The 19,783-nt window shown below is 69.5% G+C and carries 16 protein-coding genes and 1 tRNA gene; 15 read left to right on the top strand and 2 right to left on the bottom strand.

Annotation, left to right across the window (positions count from 1 at the left end; translation table 11 throughout):
• The first annotated feature begins 197 nt into the window (after positions 1 to 197).
• From RS883_RS14400 to RS883_RS14335, 14 genes are all read left to right on the top strand, one after another.
• Positions 198 to 1,577 carry a UDP-N-acetylmuramoyl-tripeptide--D-alanyl-D-alanine ligase gene (locus RS883_RS14400; RefSeq protein WP_315760872.1) on the top strand — a complete coding sequence of 460 codons (1,380 nt, stop codon included), beginning with the start codon at positions 198 to 200 and terminating at the stop codon, positions 1,575 to 1,577.
• Positions 1,565 to 2,635, top strand: coding sequence for a phospho-N-acetylmuramoyl-pentapeptide-transferase (gene mraY, locus RS883_RS14395; protein ID WP_315760871.1), 1,071 nt, complete (start codon positions 1,565 to 1,567; stop codon positions 2,633 to 2,635). Before RS883_RS14400 ends, mraY begins: the two co-directional genes overlap by 13 nt.
• On the top strand, positions 2,632 to 4,035 hold the full coding sequence (gene murD / locus RS883_RS14390; RefSeq protein WP_315760870.1) for a UDP-N-acetylmuramoyl-L-alanine--D-glutamate ligase: 1,404 nt from the start codon (positions 2,632 to 2,634) through the stop codon (positions 4,033 to 4,035). The genes mraY and murD overlap by 4 nt, the downstream gene beginning before the upstream one ends.
• The gene (locus tag RS883_RS14385; RefSeq protein ID WP_409977353.1) at positions 4,032 to 5,261 is read left to right on the top strand and encodes an FtsW/RodA/SpoVE family cell cycle protein; all 1,230 of its coding nucleotides are present in this window, start codon (positions 4,032 to 4,034) and stop codon (positions 5,259 to 5,261) included. Before murD ends, RS883_RS14385 begins: the two co-directional genes overlap by 4 nt.
• Positions 5,262 to 5,308: 47 nt before the next feature.
• Entirely contained in the window at positions 5,309 to 6,400 is a 1,092-nt protein-coding gene (locus RS883_RS14380) for a UDP-N-acetylglucosamine--N-acetylmuramyl-(pentapeptide) pyrophosphoryl-undecaprenol N-acetylglucosamine transferase (RefSeq protein ID WP_315760869.1), read from the top strand.
• Complete coding sequence (gene murC, locus RS883_RS14375) at positions 6,397 to 7,803, top strand: UDP-N-acetylmuramate--L-alanine ligase (RefSeq protein ID WP_315760868.1); 1,407 nt, start codon at positions 6,397 to 6,399, stop codon at positions 7,801 to 7,803. Before RS883_RS14380 ends, murC begins: the two co-directional genes overlap by 4 nt.
• Positions 7,800 to 7,997, top strand: coding sequence for a hypothetical protein (locus RS883_RS14370; protein WP_315760867.1), 198 nt, complete (start codon positions 7,800 to 7,802; stop codon positions 7,995 to 7,997). Before murC ends, RS883_RS14370 begins: the two co-directional genes overlap by 4 nt.
• Positions 7,998 to 8,101: 104 nt before the next feature.
• Positions 8,102 to 8,974, top strand: coding sequence for a UDP-N-acetylmuramate dehydrogenase (gene murB / locus RS883_RS14365; RefSeq protein ID WP_315760866.1), 873 nt, complete (start codon positions 8,102 to 8,104; stop codon positions 8,972 to 8,974).
• Positions 8,975 to 9,116: 142 nt separating this feature from the next.
• Positions 9,117 to 10,052: a D-alanine--D-alanine ligase gene (locus RS883_RS14360; protein WP_315765149.1), complete on the top strand. Its 936-nt coding sequence runs from the start codon at positions 9,117 to 9,119 to the stop codon at positions 10,050 to 10,052.
• A complete protein-coding gene (locus tag RS883_RS14355; protein ID WP_315760865.1) occupies positions 10,049 to 10,999 on the top strand; it encodes a cell division protein FtsQ/DivIB in 951 nt (316 codons plus the stop codon). Before RS883_RS14360 ends, RS883_RS14355 begins: the two co-directional genes overlap by 4 nt.
• A 27-nt stretch (positions 11,000 to 11,026) precedes the next feature.
• Positions 11,027 to 12,286 carry a cell division protein FtsA gene (gene ftsA / locus RS883_RS14350; protein WP_315760864.1) on the top strand — a complete coding sequence of 420 codons (1,260 nt, stop codon included), beginning with the start codon at positions 11,027 to 11,029 and terminating at the stop codon, positions 12,284 to 12,286.
• A 112-nt stretch (positions 12,287 to 12,398) separates the two neighbouring features.
• The gene (ftsZ, locus tag RS883_RS14345; RefSeq protein WP_315760863.1) at positions 12,399 to 13,823 is read left to right on the top strand and encodes a cell division protein FtsZ; all 1,425 of its coding nucleotides are present in this window, start codon (positions 12,399 to 12,401) and stop codon (positions 13,821 to 13,823) included.
• Positions 13,824 to 13,929: 106 nt separating this feature from the next.
• Positions 13,930 to 16,398 carry an SPOR domain-containing protein gene (locus RS883_RS14340; protein WP_315760862.1) on the top strand — a complete coding sequence of 823 codons (2,469 nt, stop codon included), beginning with the start codon at positions 13,930 to 13,932 and terminating at the stop codon, positions 16,396 to 16,398.
• The gene (locus tag RS883_RS14335) at positions 16,395 to 17,561 is read left to right on the top strand and encodes a deoxyguanosinetriphosphate triphosphohydrolase (RefSeq protein ID WP_315760861.1); all 1,167 of its coding nucleotides are present in this window, start codon (positions 16,395 to 16,397) and stop codon (positions 17,559 to 17,561) included. Before RS883_RS14340 ends, RS883_RS14335 begins: the two co-directional genes overlap by 4 nt.
• Before the next feature lie 77 nt (positions 17,562 to 17,638).
• On the opposite strand, the gene RS883_RS14330 is transcribed toward RS883_RS14335, so the two are convergent.
• A complete protein-coding gene (locus tag RS883_RS14330) occupies positions 17,639 to 17,935 on the bottom strand; it encodes a hypothetical protein (RefSeq protein WP_315760860.1) in 297 nt (98 codons plus the stop codon).
• A gap of 202 nt (positions 17,936 to 18,137) precedes the next feature.
• Entirely contained in the window at positions 18,138 to 19,376 is a 1,239-nt protein-coding gene (locus RS883_RS14325; protein ID WP_315760859.1) for a DUF2171 domain-containing protein, read from the bottom strand.
• A 244-nt stretch (positions 19,377 to 19,620) separates the two neighbouring features.
• Between RS883_RS14325 and RS883_RS14320 the strand changes: the two genes are divergently transcribed.
• A tRNA-Ala gene (locus RS883_RS14320) sits at positions 19,621 to 19,696 on the top strand.
• The last annotated feature ends 87 nt before the right edge of the window (positions 19,697 to 19,783 follow it).

The raw sequence follows: 19,783 nt of genomic DNA, 5'->3' as shown, positions 1-19,783 counted from the left end.
CCTCTCCCCTTGCGGGAGAGGGTTGCGCAGACTTGGTCCGCGCTCTTCCAGCGCGGGCCTAGTCGCAGCTGGGTGAGGGGTCAGCGACCGCACTCGCGGTCGCGCGACGCGCTGCGTCGCTTACCCCTCATCCAAGCTCCGCTAGGCAGCAAGCTGCCAAGCTTCGCTATCCTTCTCCCGCAAGGGGAGAAGGTTTGATGCTCTGGACCTCGTCCGAGATCGCTGCCGCCACCGGCGGCACCGCGTCCATCGACTTCGCCGTCACCGGCGTCGCGTTCAACTCGCGCGAAGTGGGGCCCGGGGACCTGTTCATCGCGCTGTCGGGCGAGAGCACCGACGGCCACCGCTTCGTGCCGCAGGCGTTTGCGCAGGGCGCGGCCGGCGCGATCGTCGCGCAGCCGGTCGACCACCCGCACGTCCTCGTCGCCGACACGACCGAGGCGCTGGAGGCGCTCGCCCGCGCCAGCCGTGCGCGGACGCGGGCGACGATCATCGGCGTCACGGGGTCGGCGGGCAAGACGGGCACCAAGGAAGCACTCCACGCCGCCCTCGACCGCGCCGAGCCCGGCGAGGCGCACAAGTCGGTCAAGAGCTACAACAATCACACCGGCGTGCCCTTGAGCCTGTCGCGGATGCCGCGCGAAAGCCGCTTCGGTGTGTTCGAAATGGGGATGAACCATGCCGGCGAACTCGCCGCCCTGACCCGGATCGTCCGCCCGCACATCGCCATCGTCACGACGATCGCCCCCGCCCACACCCAATTCTTCCCCTCGGTCGAGGCGATCGCCGATGCCAAGGGTGAGATCTTCCAGGGGCTGGAGCCCGGCGGCACCGCGATCGTCCCCTTCGACAGTCCCTATCGCGATCGCCTGATCGCCGCCGCGCGGCCGCATGCCGGCCGCATCGTCACCTTCGGCCTGAACGAAGGCGCCGACGTCCGCGCGATCGAGGTGATGCCGTCGGCGAACGGCAGCTTCGTCGTCGCGCGCGTGGGCGAGCGCGAACTCAGCTTCACGCTCGCGCAGCCCGGCGCGCACTGGGTCGCCAACGCGATGGCGGTGCTGGCGGCGGTCGACGCCGCGGGCGGCGATCTTGCGCAGGCAGGGCTGGCGCTGGCCGAGCTGGATGGCCTCGCGGGTCGCGGCGCGCAGCATGACGTGGTGGTCGAAGACGGCACCGCCCGGCTGATCGACGAAAGCTACAACGCCAATCCCGCCTCGATGCGTGCGACGCTCAAGGTGCTCGGCGCCACCCCCGCCGCGCGCCGGATCGCCGTGCTCGGCGAGATGCGCGAGCTGGGCGAGGACAGCGACGCCTATCACGCCGCGCTCGCCGGCCCCGTCGCCGAAGCGGGCATCGAATACGCCATATTGGTGGGCGACCACATGGCCCCGCTCGCCAGCGCGCTTGAGGGGAAGATCGACTTGGTGCATGTGCCCCGCGCCGTGGAGGCGGGGGCTGCGCTCGATCGCATGCTTCGCGCCGGGGACGCGGTTCTCGTCAAGGGATCGAACGGGGTCGGGCTGTCGGCATTGGTCGGCGCGCTCGTCAAGCGCAGGCAGCCATGCTCTATCTGATCGCCGAATATCTGGGTTTTCCGGGCGCACTCAACGTGGTGCGCTACCTCTCCTTCCGCACCGGCGGGGCGGTGGCGACGGCGCTGGTCATCGGCCTTATCATCGGGCCGAAATTCATCGGCTGGCTGCGCATCCGCCAGGGCAAGGGTCAGCCGATCCGCGCCGACGGGCCGCAAAGCCACCTGGCCAAGCGCGGCACGCCGACGATGGGCGGGCTGATGATCCTGACTGCGATGACGCTGTCGATCCTGATCTGGATGGACCTGTCCAATCCGTTCGTTTGGGCGTGCCTGTTCGTGACGCTGGGGTTCGGGCTGATCGGCTTCCTCGACGATTACGACAAGGTGCGAAAGGCCTCGACCGCCGGCGTGTCGGGCAAGACGCGGCTGCTTGCCGAGTTCGCGATCGCGGGCATCGCCGGGTGGATCATCACGCAGCAGAACGGGACGATGCTGTACGTCCCGTTCTTCTCGGCGTTTTCGGTCGATCTAGGCTATTTCTACATCGCCTTTGCCGCGTTCACGATCGTCGCGTTCGGCAATGCGGTGAACCTGACCGACGGGCTCGACGGGCTGGCGACGATGCCGGTCATCATCGCCAGCGTCGCGTTCATGGTGATCGTCTATCTGGCCGGCAACGCGATCTATTCGAACTATCTGGGCATCCCGCACGTGCCGCGCGCGGGCGATCTTGCGCTGTTCTGCGGCGCGATTGCGGGGGCAGGGCTCGCCTTCCTGTGGTTCAATGCGCCGCCGGCCGCGGTGTTCATGGGCGATACGGGCAGCCTGGCGCTCGGCGGCGCGCTGGGCGCGATCGCGGTGACGGCGCACCATGAGATCGTGCTCGGCATCATCGGCGGCCTGTTCGTGATGGAGGCGATGAGCGTCATCATCCAGGTCTTCTTCTACAAGCGGACGGGCAAGCGCGTGTTCCGCATGGCGCCGATCCACCACCATTTCGAGCAGCTCGGCTGGTCGGAGCCGACCGTCGTCATCCGCTTCTGGATCATCAGCCTGGTGCTGGCGCTCGCCGGCCTGTCGACGTTGAAGCTGCGGTGATCGGCTCCACCGCCTGGGCCGGCAAGCGCTTCGCGGTTCTCGGCCTTGCGCGGTCGGGGGCGGCGACGGTGCGCGCGCTGGTCGCAAGCGGGGCCGAGGTGACGGCGTGGGACAGCGATGAGGGTCGGCGCAACGATCTCCCTCTCCCCTTCAGGGGAGAGGGCCGGGGAGAGGGGCAGTCGGCTGGTGCCGGCGATCTGTCATCCGGTTTCGCGACTTCCCCTCTCCCAACCCTCTCCCCTGAAGGGGAGAGGGCTTTGGTCATCGCCGACCCGCTCACGATCGACCTCACCGGCTTCGCTGGTGTCGTCGTATCCCCCGGCGTGCCGCTCAACACGCATCCGATCGCTGCGCAGGCAAAGGCCGCCGGCGTGCCCGTCATCGGCGACATCGAACTCTTCGCCCAAGCCCGCGCCGACCTGCCCCCACACAAAGTGGTCGGCATCACCGGCACCAACGGCAAGTCGACCACCACCGCGCTGATCCATCACATCCTCCAGACCGCCGGCGTGCCGAGCCTGATGGGCGGCAACATCGGCCTCCCCATCCTCGGCCAGAAGCCGTTGCCCGAGGGCGGCGTCTATGTGCTCGAGCTGTCGAGCTACCAGATCGACCTGACGCAGAGCCTCGATTGCGACGTCGCGGTGCTGCTCAACATCACGCCCGATCATCTCGATCGGTATGACGGCTTCGACGCCTATGCCGCGAGCAAGGCGCGATTGTTCGCGATGCAGTCGGCGGGGCACGCCGCGATCGTCGGCATCGGCGACGAGGCGTCGGCCGGCATTGCCCGGCAGGTCGCGCGCGCGGGCCGCGCCGAGGACCTGACCAAGATCGCGCCTGGTGTCTGCATGGACCAGTCGCGCTGGCCCGCCCTCCAAGGCCCGCACAACGCCCAGAACGCGCTCGCCGCGATCGCCGCGTGCGAGGCGCTCGGCATCGGCAACGCCGCGATCGATGCGGGGCTGGCGAGCTTCGAGGGATTGCCGCACCGCACCCGGACCGTGGCGATCAGGAACGGTGTCCGCTTCGTCGACGATTCCAAGGCAACCAACCCGGAATCGGTCGCGCCGGCGCTCCGCGCCTTCGACCGCGTCCACTGGATCCTGGGCGGCGTCGCCAAGTCGGACAGCCTGGAGGCATGCCGCCCCGGCTTCGCCCATGTCGCCGCCGCCTATACGATCGGCGAAGCGGGGCCGTTGTTCGAGCGGCTACTGTCCGGCGAAGGCTTCCCGGTCGAGGCCTGCGGCACGCTCGACGTCGCCGTCGCGCGCGCGGCGGCCGCCGCACACCCCAACGAGACGGTGCTTCTGTCGCCGGCTTGTGCTTCGTTCGATCAGTTCGCCGACTATGCCGCGCGTGGGGAAGCGTTCGCGGCGCTCGTGGAGAAGCTCGCATGACCGACATGATGCGCGGCGAGGCAGGGGCGCGGGGGTTGCGCGGCAAGGTCGAGGAGCGGCTGGGCCGCGGCAACCGATCGCCGCTCGGCCTCTGGTTCTGGGAGATCGACCGCGTCCTCCTGCTCCTGGCGCTGCTGCTGATCGGCATCGGCCTGGTCGCCGTCGCGGCGGCGAGCCCCGCCTCGGCGGTCCGCTATTCGGATGCGACCAAATCGTTTCCGCCGATGTATTATTTCTATCGCCAGGCGATCTGGGTGCTGCTGTCGGTGCCGGTGCTGCTGGTCGTGTCGATGATGCCGACGCTGGTCGCGCGCCGCTTTGCGCTGGCGGGGACGGGCTTCCTCCTGCTGATGCTCGCGATCGTGCCCTTTGTCGGTGACGAGAAGAACGGCGCGCGCCGCTGGATCGGCCTCGGCTTCACGCAGTTCCAGCCGTCGGAGTTCCTGAAGCCGCTGTTCGTCGTGACGATCGCGTGGCTGTTGTCGCTGCGCGCGCGCGATCCCGACCTGCCGCTGTTTCCGATCACGATGGCGCTGACCGGGCTGATCGGCGGGTTGCTGATGCTCCAGCCCGACTTCGGCCAGACGGTGATCTTCGTCGCGGTCTGGGTGACGATGCTGATGATCGCGGGCACCAGCCCCAAGGCGATCGGCGCGCTGGGCGGCATCGGCCTTGGCGGCATCATCGCGGCCTATTTCCTCTACAGCACCGCGCGCGTCCGCATCGACGCCTTCCTGTTCCCCGATCCCGACAAGGCGATGACGGACCATTACCAGACCGACATGGCGCATGCGGTCATCACCGGCGGTGGCTTCACCGGCACGGGGCCTGGCGGCGGCATGGTCAAGTTTAAGCTGCCCGAGGCGCACACCGACTATATCTATTCGGTGATCGGCGAGGAGTTCGGGCTGATCGCCTGCATGATCGTCGCGCTGCTGTACCTCGCGCTGGTCGTGCGCGTGTTCGTCAAGCTGCTGGACGAGGAGGACGCCTTCCGACTGCTCGCCGCCTCCGGCCTCGCGGTCCAGTTCGGGCTTCAGGCGCTGATCAACATGGCGGTGAACACCGGGATCGCGCCGTCGAAGGGCATGACGCTCCCCTTCATCAGCTATGGCGGGTCGTCGATGATCGCGCTTTCGATCGGGTTCGGACTGCTGCTCGCCTTCACGCGCCGGAATCCGTATCTGAAGCGATCGCCCTATAGCGTCAGGTTGAATCGTCCGTGAGCATATCCCGCCATTACGTTCTCGCCGCCGGTGGCACCGGCGGACACATGGTCCCCGCCGCCGTTCTCGCCGCCGAGCTGACGCGGCGGGGCCATCATGTCGCGCTGGTCAGCGACGATCGCGGCGTGCGCTTCCCCGGCCTGTTCGACGGCGTGCAGACGCATGTGCTTCCCGCCGGGCGGTTCAGCGGCGGGCCGGTCGGCTGGCTGAAGGCGGGACGCAAGATGCTGGCGGGCCGGGCGATGGCGATCGAGCTCTATCGCAGCTTCAAGCCGACCGCGGTGATCGGCTTCGGCGGCTATCCGGCGTTTCCCGCGCTCGCGGCCGCGTTCCAGCTCAAGCTGCCGACGATCATCCATGAACAGAACGCCGTGCTCGGCCGCGTCAACCGCCTGGCCGCGGGCCGCGTCGACGCGATCGCCACCTGCTATCCCGATATCGAGCGGCTGAAGCCGCAGCACGAGCGCAAGGTCCATCTGGTCGGCAACCCCGTCCGCGACGCCGTGCTCGAGCTGCGCGAACGCCCGTTCCCCGAACTGGACGAGGACGGTATCTTCCGCGTCCTGGTGACCGGCGGCAGCCAGGGGGCGAGCATCCTGAGCGACGTCGTCCCCGACGGGCTCGCGTTGCTCCCGCCGCACTTTCGCGCGCGGCTTCAGGTCACGCACCAGGCACGGCCGGAGGACATCGACGGCGTGCGTCAGCGCTATGCCGAGCACGGCATCCCGGCCGAGATCGCGACCTATCTGCCCGACCTGCCCGAGCGGCTGGCCTGGGCGCATGTCGTGATCGCGCGCGCGGGTGCCTCGACCATCGCCGAGCTGACCGCGGCGGGCCGCCCCGCGATTCTCGTGCCGCTGCCGAGCGCGACCGACGACCACCAGACCGCGAACGCGCGAGAGATCACGGCCGCGGGCGGCGCGCGCACGATCGCGCAGGGCGCCTTCACCGCGCAGGAACTCGCCAAGCAGATGCAGAAACTCGGCCTCGACACACAGGCGCTGGCCAACGCCGCCGCCCGCGCACGCCAGTGCGGCCGGCCCGCGGCGGGCAGCGACCTGGCCGATCTGGTCGAGCATATCGACGCGCCCTCGCTGCTCGACCGCGATTCGCGCCGCAGCCTGGCGGTGCCGGCATGAAGGGCGTCGCCACGGACATTGGCACGATCCACTTCGTCGGCATCGGCGGCATCGGTATGTCGGGGATCGCCGAGGTGATGCACAATCTCGGCTATCGCGTGCAGGGCAGCGACGTGGCCGAAGGCTATGTGATCGAGGGGCTGCGCGGCCGCGGCATCCCGGTGTCGATCGGCCATGCCGCGGAGAATGTCGCCGACGTGGCGGTGGTCGTCACCTCGACCGCGATCAAGCGCGGCAATCCGGAGGTCGAGGCGGCGCTGTCGGCGCGCATCCCCGTCGTCCGCCGCGCCGAAATGCTCGCCGAGCTGATGCGTTTGAAGTCCACGATCGCGGTCGCGGGCACGCATGGCAAGACCACGACGACCAGCATGGTCGCCTCGCTGCTCGATGCCGGCGGGGTCGATCCGACCGTCATCAACGGCGGCATCATCAACAGCTATGGCTCCAACGCGCGCCTCGGCGAGAGCGACTGGATGGTAGTGGAGGCCGACGAGAGCGACGGCAGCTTCCTGCGGCTCGACGGCACCTATGCGATCGTCACCAACATCGATCCCGAGCATCTCGACCATTACGGTTCGTTCGAGCGGGTGAAGGACGCGTTCGTCGAGTTCGTGGAGAACGTGCCCTTCTATGGCGCAGCCGTCCTCTGCCTCGACCATCCCGAGGTACAGGCGATCATCCCGCGCGTTCGCGACCGGCGGATCGTCACCTATGGCTTTTCGGCGCAGTCGGACGTGCGCGGCGTCAACGTCACGCCCTATCCCGGCGGCAACCGCTTCGAGGCGATCGTCCGCCAGCGCGACGGGTCGGTCCGTTCGATCGAGAATATCGAGCTGCCGATGCCCGGTCGCCACAACGTCCAGAACGCGCTGGCGGCGATCGCCGTCGCGCTGGAACTGGGCATCGACGATGCGACGATCGAGAAGGGCTTTGGCGCGTTCACCGGCGTCAAGCGCCGCTTTACGCGCGTGGGCGAGGTCGCCGGCGCCACGATCATCGACGATTACGGCCACCATCCGGTAGAGATCCGCGCGGTGCTGGCCGGCGCGCGCGAGAGTGCGGAGGGGCGGGTGATCGCCGTGGTCCAGCCGCACCGCTATTCGCGGCTTGGCAATCTGATGGACGACTTCGCGCAGGCGTTCAACGACGCCGACATCGTCTATGTCGCGCCCGTCTATCCCGCGGGCGAGGCGCCGATCGAGGGCGTCGATGCCGAGGCGTTGGCCGAGCGCATCCGCCAGCGCGGGCACCGGTCGGCGCAGACGGTTGAGGGCGCCGACGCGCTGGCGGCAGCGCTGGCGGCGGACCTGCGCCAGGGCGACCAGGTGATCTGCCTGGGCGCCGGCGACATCACCAAATGGGCCGCGAACCTCGCCCCCGCGATCGAAGGCGCGCGCGCATGAGCGACTGGTTCTCCACCGCGATCGAGATGCAGCGTGAGATCCTGCGCGCCCAGCGCGCGCAGGTCGAAGCGGGCCGCAAGGCGATCGAGGCGGCCGAGCCGCTCGCCGCCGCACAGGAAGCGACCGCCAAGGCCGCGGAAGCGAACCTTGCCGCATGGCAGGCGTGGATGGCGTTCTGGAGCGGGAAGAAGTGAGCGCCTCCCGACCTGCGTTCGCTTCGAGCGAAGTCGAGAAGCTGGATACGCAGAGCGCCGGCCAGGGTTTCTCGACTTCGCTCGAAACGAACGCTCTTCCTGACGTGCGGGGCCGCCTGACCCCCAACGCCCCCCTCGCGCCGCTCGTCTGGTTCAAGGCGGGCGGGGCGGCGGAGTGGCTGTTCGAGCCCGCCGACATTGAAGACCTGGCCGCTTTCCTCGCTGCGCTGCCGGCCGAGGTGCCGGTGATGGCGCTCGGCCTCGGCTCCAACCTGATCGTCCGCGATGGCGGCGTGCCCGGTGTCGTCGTCCGCCTGGGCAAGCCGTTCGCGCAGGTCGAGCGGCTCGACTCTACCACGCTCAGATGCGGTGGCGGGGCGAGCGGGATCCTCGTCTCCTCGACCGCGCGCGATGCGGGAATCGGCGGCGTCGAGTTCCTGCGCTCGATCCCCGGCACCGTCGGCGGCTTCGTGCGGATGAACGGCGGCGCCTATGGCCGCGAGGTCAAGGACGTGCTGGTCGAGGCCGAGGTGGTGCTGCGTTCGGGCGAGCGGGTCACGCTGTCCAACGCCGATCTCGGCTATACCTATCGCCACAGCGCTCTGCCGGGCGGCGCGGTCGTCGTGTCGGCGACCTTCCGCGGCGAGCGGGCCGAGCCGGCCGCGATCCAGGCCGAGATGGACCGAATTGCCGCCGCGCGCGAAGCCTCGCAGCCGCTTCGCACCAAGACTGGCGGATCGACCTTCAAGAACCCGCCGGGCGAAAAGGCGTGGGCGCTGGTCGACGACGCCGGCTGCCGCGGGCTGACGATGGGCGGCGCGCAGGTCAGCGAGAAGCACACCAACTTCCTCATCAACACCGGCACCGCGACGAGCGCGGAGATTGAGGCGCTCGGCGACGAGGTGCGCAAGCGGGTCAAAGCCAAGAGCGGGATCGAACTGGAGTGGGAAATTCAGCGGGTGGGGGTGGCGAAGTGAGCGCGATTCAGCACCTCCCCGGAACGGGGAGGGGGACCGCCGAAGGCGGTGGAGGGGGATCGCCGCGAGCGTACCGCCTGCCGCAGCCCCCCTCCACCACGCTGCTCCGCAGCGCGGCCCCCCTTCCCGTGCCGGGGAGGTGCTGGTGACCCCCCTCCACATCGCCGTCCTGATGGGCGGCTGGTCGTCCGAGCGTGAAGTGTCGCTGATGAGCGGCGCGGGCGTCGCCGACGCGCTCGAAAGCCTGGGCCACCGCGTCACCCGCATCGACATGGGTCGTGACGTGGCGCTCCGGCTCAGCGAGGCCAAGCCCGACCTAGTCTTCAACGCGCTGCACGGTACGCCGGGCGAGGACGGCAGCGTGCAGGGCATGCTCGACCTGATGGGGCTGCGCTACACGCATTCGGGCCTCGCCACCTCGGTCATCGCGATCGACAAGCAGCTCACCAAGCAGGCGCTGGTGCCGCACGGCGTGCCCATGCCTGGCGGTCGCATCGTCAAGAGCGAGGAGCTGTACGAACGCGACCCGCTGCCGCGCCCCTATGTGCTCAAGCCCGTCAACGAAGGATCGTCGGTCGGCGTCGCGATCGTCACCGACGAGAGCAACTACGGCAACCCGATCGCCCGCGACGCCAAGGGGCCGTGGGCCGAGTTCGACGAGCTGCTCGCCGAGCCGTTCATCCGTGGCCGCGAGCTGACGACCGCAGTGCTGGGCGACCAGGCGATGGGCGTGACGGAGCTTCGGACCAAGGCGGGCTTTTATGATTACGAGGCCAAGTACACCGATGGCCTGACGGAACACGTCTATCCCGCCGACATCCCCGACGACGTCGCTCAGGCGTGCGAGGCGATCGCGGTCGAGGCGCATCGCCGGCTCGGCTGCCGCGGCGCGTCGCGATCGGACTTTCGCTGGGATGACGAGCGCGGCGTCGCCGGGCTGTTCCTGCTGGAGGTCAACACCCAGCCCGGCATGACGCCGCTCAGCCTCGTCCCCGAACAGGCCCGGCATCGCGGCATGAGCTATCCCGCGCTGGTGCAGGCGATCGTTGACGAAGCGATGAAGGACGCCGAAGCATGAGCCGGATGGAACAGCGCCGCACCGCCCAGCGCCGACCCGGCCCCCAGCGCAAGCCGGGCGCGCGCAAACCCGGCGGGCGCAAGCAGCGCGCGGGACTGCTCGACCGGATGATCGCCGCGGTACCGGTGTCGGAAGCGACGCTGCGTCGGGCGTTCGGCTGGACCTTCACCATCGCGATCGGCGGGGCCGCGATCGGTGTCGCGACCTTCTTCGGCGTGCCCGGCATGATCGGGACCGCGATTGCCGAGGGGATGGGCCGCGCGGGGCTGCGGGTCGAGCAGGTCGAGGTAACGGGCCTCAAGCGGATGGACCGGATGGCGGTCTACTCGGTGGCGCTCGACCAGCAATCCCGCGCGATGGCGCTGGTCGACCTAGACGAGGTGCGCGAGCGATTGCTCCGCTATGGCTGGATCGCCGATGCGCGCGTGTCGCGGCGTCTGCCCGACACGATCGTCATCGACGTGGTCGAGCGCTCGCCCGCAGCGGTCTGGCAGAACAACGGCCAACTGATGCTGATCGACGAGGGCGGCACGCTGCTGGAGCCGGTGCGCGCCGACGCCGTCCCCAACCTGCCGCTGCTGGTGGGGGAGGGGGCGAACGCGCAGGCGCCCGCCTATCAGCGGCTGATCGAGGCGGCGCCGGCGCTGCGCCCGATGGTGCGCGCCGCCAACTGGGTCGGCGATCGGCGCTGGGATCTGCAATTCGTGTCGGGCGAGACGCTGATGCTGCCCGCGGGGGAGGCGGAGGCGCAGGCGGCGCTCATCAAGTTCGCCGAGCTCGACGGGCGCGACCGGCTGCTTGGTGGACCCTATGTGCGCTTCGACCTTCGCATCCCCAAGAACCTGGTGATGCGCAAGGCCAGCGGGCTGGAGCGGACGACGACGATCGATCCCAATCGCAAGGCACAACAGGAAGCGGACAAGTCGCTGCCCCGCGACGCGGAATAGGGGCGAACCACAGGGGGTTTGAAGGCAATGGCGAAGCAGGCGACCGAAGGGCTGATTACCGCGATCGACATCGGATCGTCGAAGGTGTCGGCGCTGATCGCGCAAAAGGGTGACGGCGGCGAACTGGTGGTGCTCGGCACCGGCCAGCGCGAAAGCCGCGGCGTGCGGCGCGGCTACATCGCCGACATGGCCGCCACCGAGGTCGCGGTACGCGAGGCGGTCGAACAGGCCGAGCGCATCGCCGGCGTGTCGATCGAGGACGTCTGGGTCGCCTTCTCCGCCGGTGGCCTAGTCAGCGACATCGTCAAGCTGGAGGTCGACCTGGGCGGCCACCGCGTCGAGCAGGCCGACATCGACGCGCTCTTGAAGGCCGCGGGCGAGGCGCTCGACCCACAGGGGCGGATGGTGCTGCATGCCCAGCCGACGCGCTACACGCTCGACGGGCTGACGGGCACCCCCAAGCCGACGGGCATGCATGCCGACCGGCTCGGGGTCGAGATCCACGTCGTCGCGACCGACGGTTCGCCCGTCCGCAACCTGGACCTGTGCGTCCGTTCCGCGCATCTGGACGTCAAGTCGATCGTCGCCGCGCCCGTCGCCACGGGGCTCGCGGTGCTGAGCGAGGAGGAACGCGACCTGGGCGTCGCGCTGGTCGAGATCGGCGCGGGCGTGACCAACGTGTCGGTCTTCCAGCACGGCGTGCTGACCGGCTTAGCCTCGATCGGGATGGGCGCCGCCGACGTCACCGACGATATCGCCAGCGCCTTCGGCACCCGCCGTGCTCAGGCCGAGCGGATCAAGTGCTTCCACGGCTCGGCCAACATGAGCCCGCGCGACAATCACGACATGATCGACATCGCCCCGATCAGTGCAGAACAGGGCGAGGAGGGAAGCCGCATCACCAAGGCGCAGCTGATCGCGACGATCCGCCTGCGCCTAGACCGGCTGATGCAGGAGGTTCAGCGCGAGCTGAAGAAGCTGAACTTCGACGATCCGGTCGGACGCCAGATCGTCCTGACGGGTGGTGGTGCCGAGCTGAAAGGCATCGCCGATTACGCACAGCAGGCGCTCGGCCGCACCGTCCGCGTCGGCCGCCCGCGCGGGCTGAGCGCGCTGCCGGAGGCGCATTCGGGTCCGGCGTTCGCGACGCTTGCCGGACTCACCATGTTCGCCGCGGCCGATCCGGTCGACCTGCGCGGCATGGAGCCGCAGCATCAACTGGTGGTGCGACCGACGATGGGGACGATGGTGAAGCGGTTACTGGCCGCGTTCCGGTCGAATTATTAAGAATTTGCGACGCGGCGGCCCTTTTGCCGCTAGGATCGCGCAAACGGATGGTGCAGAACGGGCGAGAGTATCGGGCGCCCGCGAGTAGTTGGTGGGCACTGGGGAGAAGAACATGGGTATCGATTTTCTGCCGCCCGACGTCGATGAGCTGACGCCGCGCATCACCGTCATCGGCGTCGGCGGGGCCGGCGGCAACGCGATCGCGAACATGATCCGGGCCGAGGTGCAGGGCGTCGAGTTCGTCGTCGCCAACACCGACGCACAGGCGCTGAAGCAGTCGGTCGCGCCGCAGCGCATCCAGCTGGGCGCCAAGATCACGCAGGGTCTGGGCGCGGGCAGCCGGCCGGAGATCGGCCGCGCCGCGGCCGAAGAGACCATCGAGCAGGTGCAGAAGGCGCTCGAGGGCAGCCACATGTGCTTCCTCGCGGCCGGCATGGGCGGCGGCACCGGCACGGGCGCCGCGCCCGTCATCGCCAAGGCCGCGCGCGACATGGGCATCCTGACCGTCGGCGTCGTCACCAAGCCGTTCGCGTTCGAGGGCAAGCGCCGCTCGGCATCGGCCGATGCGGGCATCGACGAGCTCCAGAAATTCGTCGACACGCTGATCGTCATCCCGAACCAGAACCTGTTCCTGATCGCCAACGCCAACACCACGTTCAAGCAGGCGTTCGAAATGGCGGACGAGGTGCTGCAGCAGGGCGTCCGCGGCATCACCGACCTGATGGTCATGCCGGGCCTCATCAACCTCGACTTCGCCGACGTCCGGTCGGTGATGCAGGAGATGGGCAAGGCGATGATGGGCACCGGCGAGGCCGAGGGCGACAGCCGCGCCATCGAGGCCGCGCAGAAGGCGATCGCCAACCCGCTGCTCGACGGCGTGTCGATGAAGGGCGCCAAGGGCGTCATCGTCTCGATCACCGGCGGCGACGACATGCGCCTGCTCGAGGTCGACGAAGCGGCGAACCATATCCGCGAGCTGGTCGATCCCGACGCCAACATCATCTGGGGTTCGGCGTTCAACCCGGAGCTCGAGGGCCGTATCCGCGTGTCGGTCGTCGCGACCGGGATCGAGGCCGATGCGGGCGCGCTTCCCGCGCCGGCGCCCGCCGCCGAATCGACGCGCAGCTTCACCTTCTCGGCACCCAAGCGTCCCGCGACGGCGGCGACCAGCCCCGCGCCGCAGCCCGGCTTCAGCGAGGAGGCCGTGCCGCCTGCGCCGCAGCCGACCGCCGCGGCCGAGCCTGCGTCGCAGCCGGTCGAGGACGAGGGTGACGAACTGGTGCTTGGTGCCGAATCGTCGCTGCCGGCCGGTGAGCCCGAGGCGGCGCCTGCCGCTCCGGCGGCCGATGCCGGTGCGCCGCGTCGTCGCTGGCTGACCGGCGGCGAGGAAGCGGAGGCCGAGCAGCCGCCCGCGCCGCGCCCCGGCGGGACGCTGTTCGAGCGGATGTCGGCCGCCGGTCGCGGCATCGGCCGCACCGGCGACGACAAGGATCCGCTCGACATTCCGCGCTTCCTGCATCGCCAGAACAACCAGTAAGCCGGCGCGTGCCGTCCGGCTCGTCGCCGGGCGGCCCCGTCCTGCCGCCCCGGCGGCGGGCGGACAGTCGCGGTTCAGCCGCGCTGTGCTATTGGCAAGATCAAGCATGACTCGTCATTCCGCCCTGTGGCTGGGCGGCGCCGCGCTTCTGACCGTGACGCCGCTTCCGGCGCTCGCGCAGCAGACCGCGCCCACCGCGCCCGGCTTCGTGCCGCAGCCGACCCCCACCGCCGACCGACTGGCCCAGGCGATGCGGACGCTTGGCATCTCGCCGCAAGATTTCGAGGCGCTGATCGCCGCGGGCGAGGCGAGCGCATTGCTTGAGGATGCACCCGCCGCGCTCCAGTTCCTCGCACGGGCCGAGAAGCTGCGACCGTCCGACCCACGCATCCCCGCCGCGCGTGGCCGTGCGCTCGTCCGCATGGGCCGGCCGGGCGAGGCGTTGCGCCGCTTCGCCGATGCCGAGCGTGGCGGACTGAACCCGGCCACTTTCGCGGACGACCGCGGGCTTGCCTATGACTTGGTCGGCGACCAGCCTCATGCGCAGGTCGAATATGCCCGCGCGCTGACGATCGGCGATCCGGCCGAGGTGCGCCGGCGCATGGCGATCTCGCTGGCGATAGCCGGCGACAATGCCGGGGCCGAGCGCATCCTTGATCCGCTGCTGCGCCAGCAGGACCGCGCCGCGTGGCGCACGCGCGCGCTGGTGATGGCGCTGTCGGGCAAGTCGGCCGATGCCGAACGGGTGACGGCGACGATGATGCCGGGCTTCTCGACCGCCTATCTGCCGCTGTTCCGCCGCCTGTCCGAAATACGCGACCCCGCTGACCGCGCCTTTGCCGCGCATCTGGGTGAGTTCACGCGGACGCCCGCGCGGCTCGCCGATGCAGGGCTTGCGCCGCCGGCGCCGCCGCTCCCGCAGGTCGCGCCGGTGCGCGTCGCCTCCGTCACGCCGACCCCCGCGGCGCGCGAGGAGGATCGCGACGATCGCCGGACCACGCGCCGCGACCGCGGCGAGGCGACCGCCTCTGCCGACACGCGCGCCCGCGCCCGCGAGCGCCGTGCCGCCGAACGACGCGCCGAGCGCGAGGCGATGCTGCGCGAACGCTATGGCCGTCGCACGCGGACCGAAACCGCCGCGGTCGACCCGCGCGTGCGGGAAGCAGCGAGCCGCGCCGCGGCGCCTGCACGGACGGTGACTGGTTCGAGGCCGACGACCAGTCCGACGACGGTGACGCCGGCTGCCTCGACGCTGCGCTCGCCGAGCACCACCGCAGCCGCCAGCCCGGCGTCGTCATCGCTTCCTGCGACGCTGGCGGCGCGGCCGAGCCCGGGGTTCTCGACCTCGGGCGCAGCGAACGCCGGGGCGGATGGGAGCGCGTCTCGCAACGCCGTGGGCGCGGCGTCTGCTCGCACGACGCCGGCCAGTTCGCAGCCGAGCCTAGGTTCCAGCGTCGCAGCAAGCGTTGCAACGTCGCCCGCTGCGGCATCGCCTGTCACAAATCGTCCCAGCGCGGCGCCGGTCACTTCGGCGTCGAGCAGCGCGCCCTCAGGGGTCACGCCTGCGACCGCAACGGCAAGCGGCGCCGCGACGCTCCCCGCGCGGACGACGAGCGTCGCGCCGTCGACCGCCAGCGTGGGTTCGGCACCGCTGCCAACTTCCGCCCCGACGACGGCGCCCCCACAGCCGGCTCCCGCCACTTCAACGCTGGCGTCGCCCGCTGAAACACCCGCAACGGCTGCTGCGCCGGTTACGAGTAGCTCGACGCCATCGACAAGCGCGGTTGCCGCCAACGGCACGCTCCCGTCCGGTTCGGCAGTGGCGAGCAGTGCTCCGACAACGGCGGCGTCGGCACCCGCGAGCAGCACAGCCGTCCCTGCGTCTACGGTCACGACCGCCGCCGCGTCGCCCGGCAATCCGGCGATCGGCCGCGAGGACGACATGCTGGCGATGATCGTCCGGAACATCGCCATTCCCGCCGCCGAGCTCGGGGTGGCACCACCGCCGCCACCGCCACCGCCACCGCCACCCCCACCGGCTCCAGCACCCGAGCCGGTAACCCCTGCGCCCACGCCGAAGCCGGCTGCACCGACGCCTGTCGCCCCTGAGCCAAAACCGGCGGCGAAACCGACCACGCCAGCGACGGTCGCGCCTGAGCCGAAGCCCGCGGCCAAGAAGCCCGAGCCCGCTAAGCCTACGCCCGAGAAACCGGCGGAGAAGCCCGTCGCCAAGAAGCCGGAATCCAAAAAACCCGAGCCCAAGAAGCCGGAGCCGAAGAAGGCCGAGCCCAAGAAGCCCGCCGAGCCAGCCCGCTGGTGGGTCCAGGTGGCCGGCGGCGCCAATGTCGACGACCTGCCAAAGGCGTGGAACGCGCTCACCGCCAAGTCGTCGGCGTTGAAGGGGCGTCAGGCCTGGACGACGCCGCTCCGCTTCACCAACCGCCTGCTGACCGGCCCGTTCGCGAGCGGCGCGGAGGCGCAGGCGTTCGTCAACACGCTCGGCAAGAGCGGGCAGTCGGCGTTCAGCTTCCAAAGCGAGGCGGGTCAAAAGGTGACGAGGCTGCCCGCCAAATGAGCGCGCTCGCCCGCTGGGCATCGGACCCGGCGCACAGCAGGGGGCGGCTCCATGTCGAGCCGGGCGCGGCCGAGCGTGGGCCGCGCGACGCGTTCCAGCGCGATCGCGACCGCGTGATCCACTCGATCAGCTTTCGCCGCCTGCGCCACAAGACGCAGGTGTTCATGGCGCCCGACGGCGACCATTTCCGCGTCCGCCTGACCCACAGTATCGAGGTCGCGCAGATCGGCCGCGTGATCGCGCGCTCGCTCGGCCTCAACGAGGATCTGACCGAGGCGCTTTGCCTCGCCCACGACATCGGCCATCCGCCGTTCGGCCATGCGGGCGAGGCCGCGCTCAAGGCGGCGCTGATGGGGCAGGGGGGCTTCGACCATAACGGTCATACGCTGCGCGCGCTGATGTGGCTGGAGAGTCCCTATCCGCGCTGGCGGGGGCTCAACCTGTCATGGGAGACGCTGGAGGGGCTCGCCAAGCATAACGGTCCCGTCCGGCACCCCGGCTGGGCGCTGGCGGAGGCGGATGCCGCGCTCCCGCTGGACCTCACCGCGCATTCCTCGCTCGAGGCACAGGTCGCGGCGATCGCTGACGATATCGCTTATGACAATCACGACATCGACGATGGGCTGCGCGCGGGGCTGTTGTCGCTCGATGCGATCCTGGCGGTGCCGATGATTGCCGCGGGATGGGACGCGGTGCGCGCGCGCTTTGCCGATTGTCCGCCCGACCGGCTGGTGGGCGAACTCGTCCGTTCGCAGATCGGCGCGATGGTCAACGACCTGATCGCCTCGACCCGCGCCAATCTGGCGGAAGCGGGCGTCGAGACGGCCGAGGACGTGCGCATCGCGGGTCGATGCCTCGCGGCCTTTTCACCGCCGATGCGGGAGGCGGAGCGCGTGCTCAAGCGCTTCATGTATGCCGAGCTCTACCATCATCCGCGCCAGCTTGCCGCGGCGGACGTGGCGTCGCGCGTGGTGGCGGGGCTGTTCGCGGCCTATGCCGACGATCCGCGACGGCTGCCGGATGGCTGGCGCGAGGCGCTGCCCGGCGACGAGCCGGGCCGTAGCCGGCACATCGCGGACTTCATCGCGGGGATGACCGATCGATACGCGATCACGCGCTACCGCGAGCAGGTGGGCGAGATCGACCTGCCCGAAGGGTTCTGAGGACTGCCTTCTCTCCCCGCGGCGGACACGAAAAAGGGCGGCCGAGGCCGCCCTTTCCGAACCGGTATGAAGGCCGATCAGTTGGCGTCGACGCTCGCGCTCTGCACGCGGGCGGCGACCGCCAGCGGCTTGGCGACGCGGAAGCTGACGGCACGGCCGTCGACATCGCCCGACGCGGTGCGACCGCGCACGACCAGGCGGAACGGGTCGTTCTGCGGCAGCGTGCGACCGCTGATGACCGTCGCATCGCCCTCGGCGGCAACGGTATAGGCATAGGTCTGGCCATCGCGCGTGAACACGGTCTCACGCTCGTCGGCGAGCGCGGGAGCGGCAACGAAAGCAGCGGCGGCGGCAGCGAAAATCAGCTTGGTCACGATCATTCTCCTCTGGCGAAAAGCCCCGAAAGAGCCCTGATCGGCATCCATTATGTTCTGTGTCCGCAACATTGTTGCATCGCAGCATGATCGACAATCGCAAGCTGCGGCATTGCAGTTGCGCGCCGCGCAACCGTGGCCATGCAGAAGGGGCCGGGCGTTGCCGCCCGGCCCCAATGTTCAACTTCGGTTTCTCCGGCGATCAGTAGGTGCCCGAGAAGCTCTTGTTGAGATTGCCGCTCGTGCCCGACATGTCGGTGCCGGTCGAGCCGAGTCCGGTCGTCGACTGGCCCGTACCCGACTGGCCGGTCGTGCCGGTGTTGCCATAGCTCGAGCGGTTGTCGTCGCCAAACATCGCCTGGTTGCGCTCTTCGTCGCGCCACTCCGACTTGGCCTCGCTCGCGGTCTTGCGGATCTTGACCTTGTCGCCGACGCTCTCGATCCAGCGTGAAGGAATCGAGTGGTGACGGCCGCCGGCATCGACGTCGTTCTTGGTCAGGATGATTCGGTCGCCGCGCACCTTGTCGACGGTGCCGACATGCTCGCCGTCCGAGCCGACGACTTCCATGTGCTCGCTCACCTGCGACAGCGACGAGCGCTGCGTCTGGCGTTCGGTGCGGAAGCTGTTGAACTCGTTCTCGAACTTCGTCGCGTTCTCGCGGCGATATTCGTCATAGTCGCGGTCGAGCTCGCCGATCCGCTGGCGGCGCCAGTTCGAATAATGCTCGTCGCGCTCGCCATAGCTGTTGCCATAGCGCTCGTCGAAGCGGCGGTCGGCCTCGCGGCGACGCTCGGCATCCTCGTCGCCGAACCACGAGCGGACCTCGTCGCCGGCACGGTCGAAGAAGCCGCGCTCCTCATAGTCATAGCCCTGCGGCTGGCCCGAATAGCCGCGTCCGCGACCTTCCTGGCGGCCATAGCCCTGGCGCTGATAGCCGCCGCGATCCTCGCCGCGGCCATAGCTGCGCTGACCGTAATCGCGCTGGCCATAGCCCTGGAAGTCGCCGCCGAAGCCATAGCTGTCGCGACCGCGGTCGCCCTGGCTGCCGTACCGGTCGCCATAGCCGCCCTGGCTGCTGCCATAGCTGTCCCGGCTGCCATAGCTGTCGCGGTTGCCGTAGGTGTCCCGGGCGCCGTAGCTGTCCCGGTTGCCATAGCTTGACGAGCGATTGTCATAGCCCTGGCTGTCCTGCGCGCCATAGCTGCCACGCTGGTCGCGTCCGAAATCGCGCGAGCCGTAGTAATCCCGCGAGCCGGTGTCGCGCGATCCATAATAGTCGCGCCCTTCGCCGCGCCAATTGCCCTGGTCGCGCTGTGAACCGGAACGGTTGCGATCGCCATATTGACCCGCCGCCGCATAGTCACGCGCGCTCGAATAGTTGTCGTAATCGCGATCGTCGTCGCTCCGCCAGCCGCCACGCTGGTTGCGTTCGTAGCCCATCTCACGATCCTCCTGCGATGTTCTTGCAAGCCGATGCACGCGCCCGATTGCGCGGCATGCTGAAAGGTTAAGGATCGACGGGTGCGAAGGTTCCGCCACTTGCCGCACCGAGGGCGGCGACGAACCGAGCGGAGAGGGTCCCGGAACCCCCGTAAAAATGCTGCATCGAGGGCGTTGCATCGCGCCCGAACCGGCGCTAGAGGGGCCACCTTCCGGCCGCCCAAGGCGGCCTGGAACCGGTGGCGGGGCTGTAGCTCAGATGGGAGAGCGCTGCAATCGCACTGCAGAGGTCAGGGGTTCGATTCCCCTCAGCTCCACCAGCCACCCCTAGTCTCCTGAGCGCTCACATCCCTGATTAGCTTGCCGTCGCGGCGTCGGGCATTGCCGTACCGAGAGCGGCAAAGTTG

It is taken from the genome of Sphingomonas sp. Y38-1Y (assembly GCF_032391395.1).
In the GTDB taxonomy this organism is placed as follows: Bacteria; Pseudomonadota; Alphaproteobacteria; order Sphingomonadales; family Sphingomonadaceae; genus Sphingomonas.
This window is presented reverse-complemented; position numbering and strand designations above follow the sequence as displayed.

Bases quoted from the DNA above. Each gene is read 5' to 3' on its own strand.
- RS883_RS14380 (WP_315760869.1), top strand. From the start codon at position 5,309: ATGGTCCCCGCCGCCGTTCTCGCCGCCGAGCTGACGCGGCGGGGCCAT.
- RS883_RS14385 (WP_409977353.1), top strand. From the start codon at position 4,032: ATGACCGACATGATGCGCGGCGAGGCAGGGGCGCGGGGGTTGCGCGGC.
- ftsZ (WP_315760863.1), top strand. From the start codon at position 12,399: ATGGGTATCGATTTTCTGCCGCCCGACGTCGATGAGCTGACGCCGCGC.
- mraY (WP_315760871.1), top strand. From the start codon at position 1,565: ATGCTCTATCTGATCGCCGAATATCTGGGTTTTCCGGGCGCACTCAAC.
- RS883_RS14340 (WP_315760862.1), top strand. From the start codon at position 13,930: ATGACTCGTCATTCCGCCCTGTGGCTGGGCGGCGCCGCGCTTCTGACC.
- RS883_RS14355 (WP_315760865.1), top strand. From the start codon at position 10,049: ATGAGCCGGATGGAACAGCGCCGCACCGCCCAGCGCCGACCCGGCCCC.
- ftsA (WP_315760864.1), top strand. From the start codon at position 11,027: ATGGCGAAGCAGGCGACCGAAGGGCTGATTACCGCGATCGACATCGGA.
- RS883_RS14400 (WP_315760872.1), top strand. From the start codon at position 198: ATGCTCTGGACCTCGTCCGAGATCGCTGCCGCCACCGGCGGCACCGCG.
- RS883_RS14370 (WP_315760867.1), top strand. From the start codon at position 7,800: ATGAGCGACTGGTTCTCCACCGCGATCGAGATGCAGCGTGAGATCCTG.
- murC (WP_315760868.1), top strand. From the start codon at position 6,397: ATGAAGGGCGTCGCCACGGACATTGGCACGATCCACTTCGTCGGCATC.
- RS883_RS14335 (WP_315760861.1), top strand. From the start codon at position 16,395: ATGAGCGCGCTCGCCCGCTGGGCATCGGACCCGGCGCACAGCAGGGGG.
- RS883_RS14325 (WP_315760859.1), bottom strand. From the start codon at position 19,376: ATGGGCTACGAACGCAACCAGCGTGGCGGCTGGCGGAGCGACGACGAT.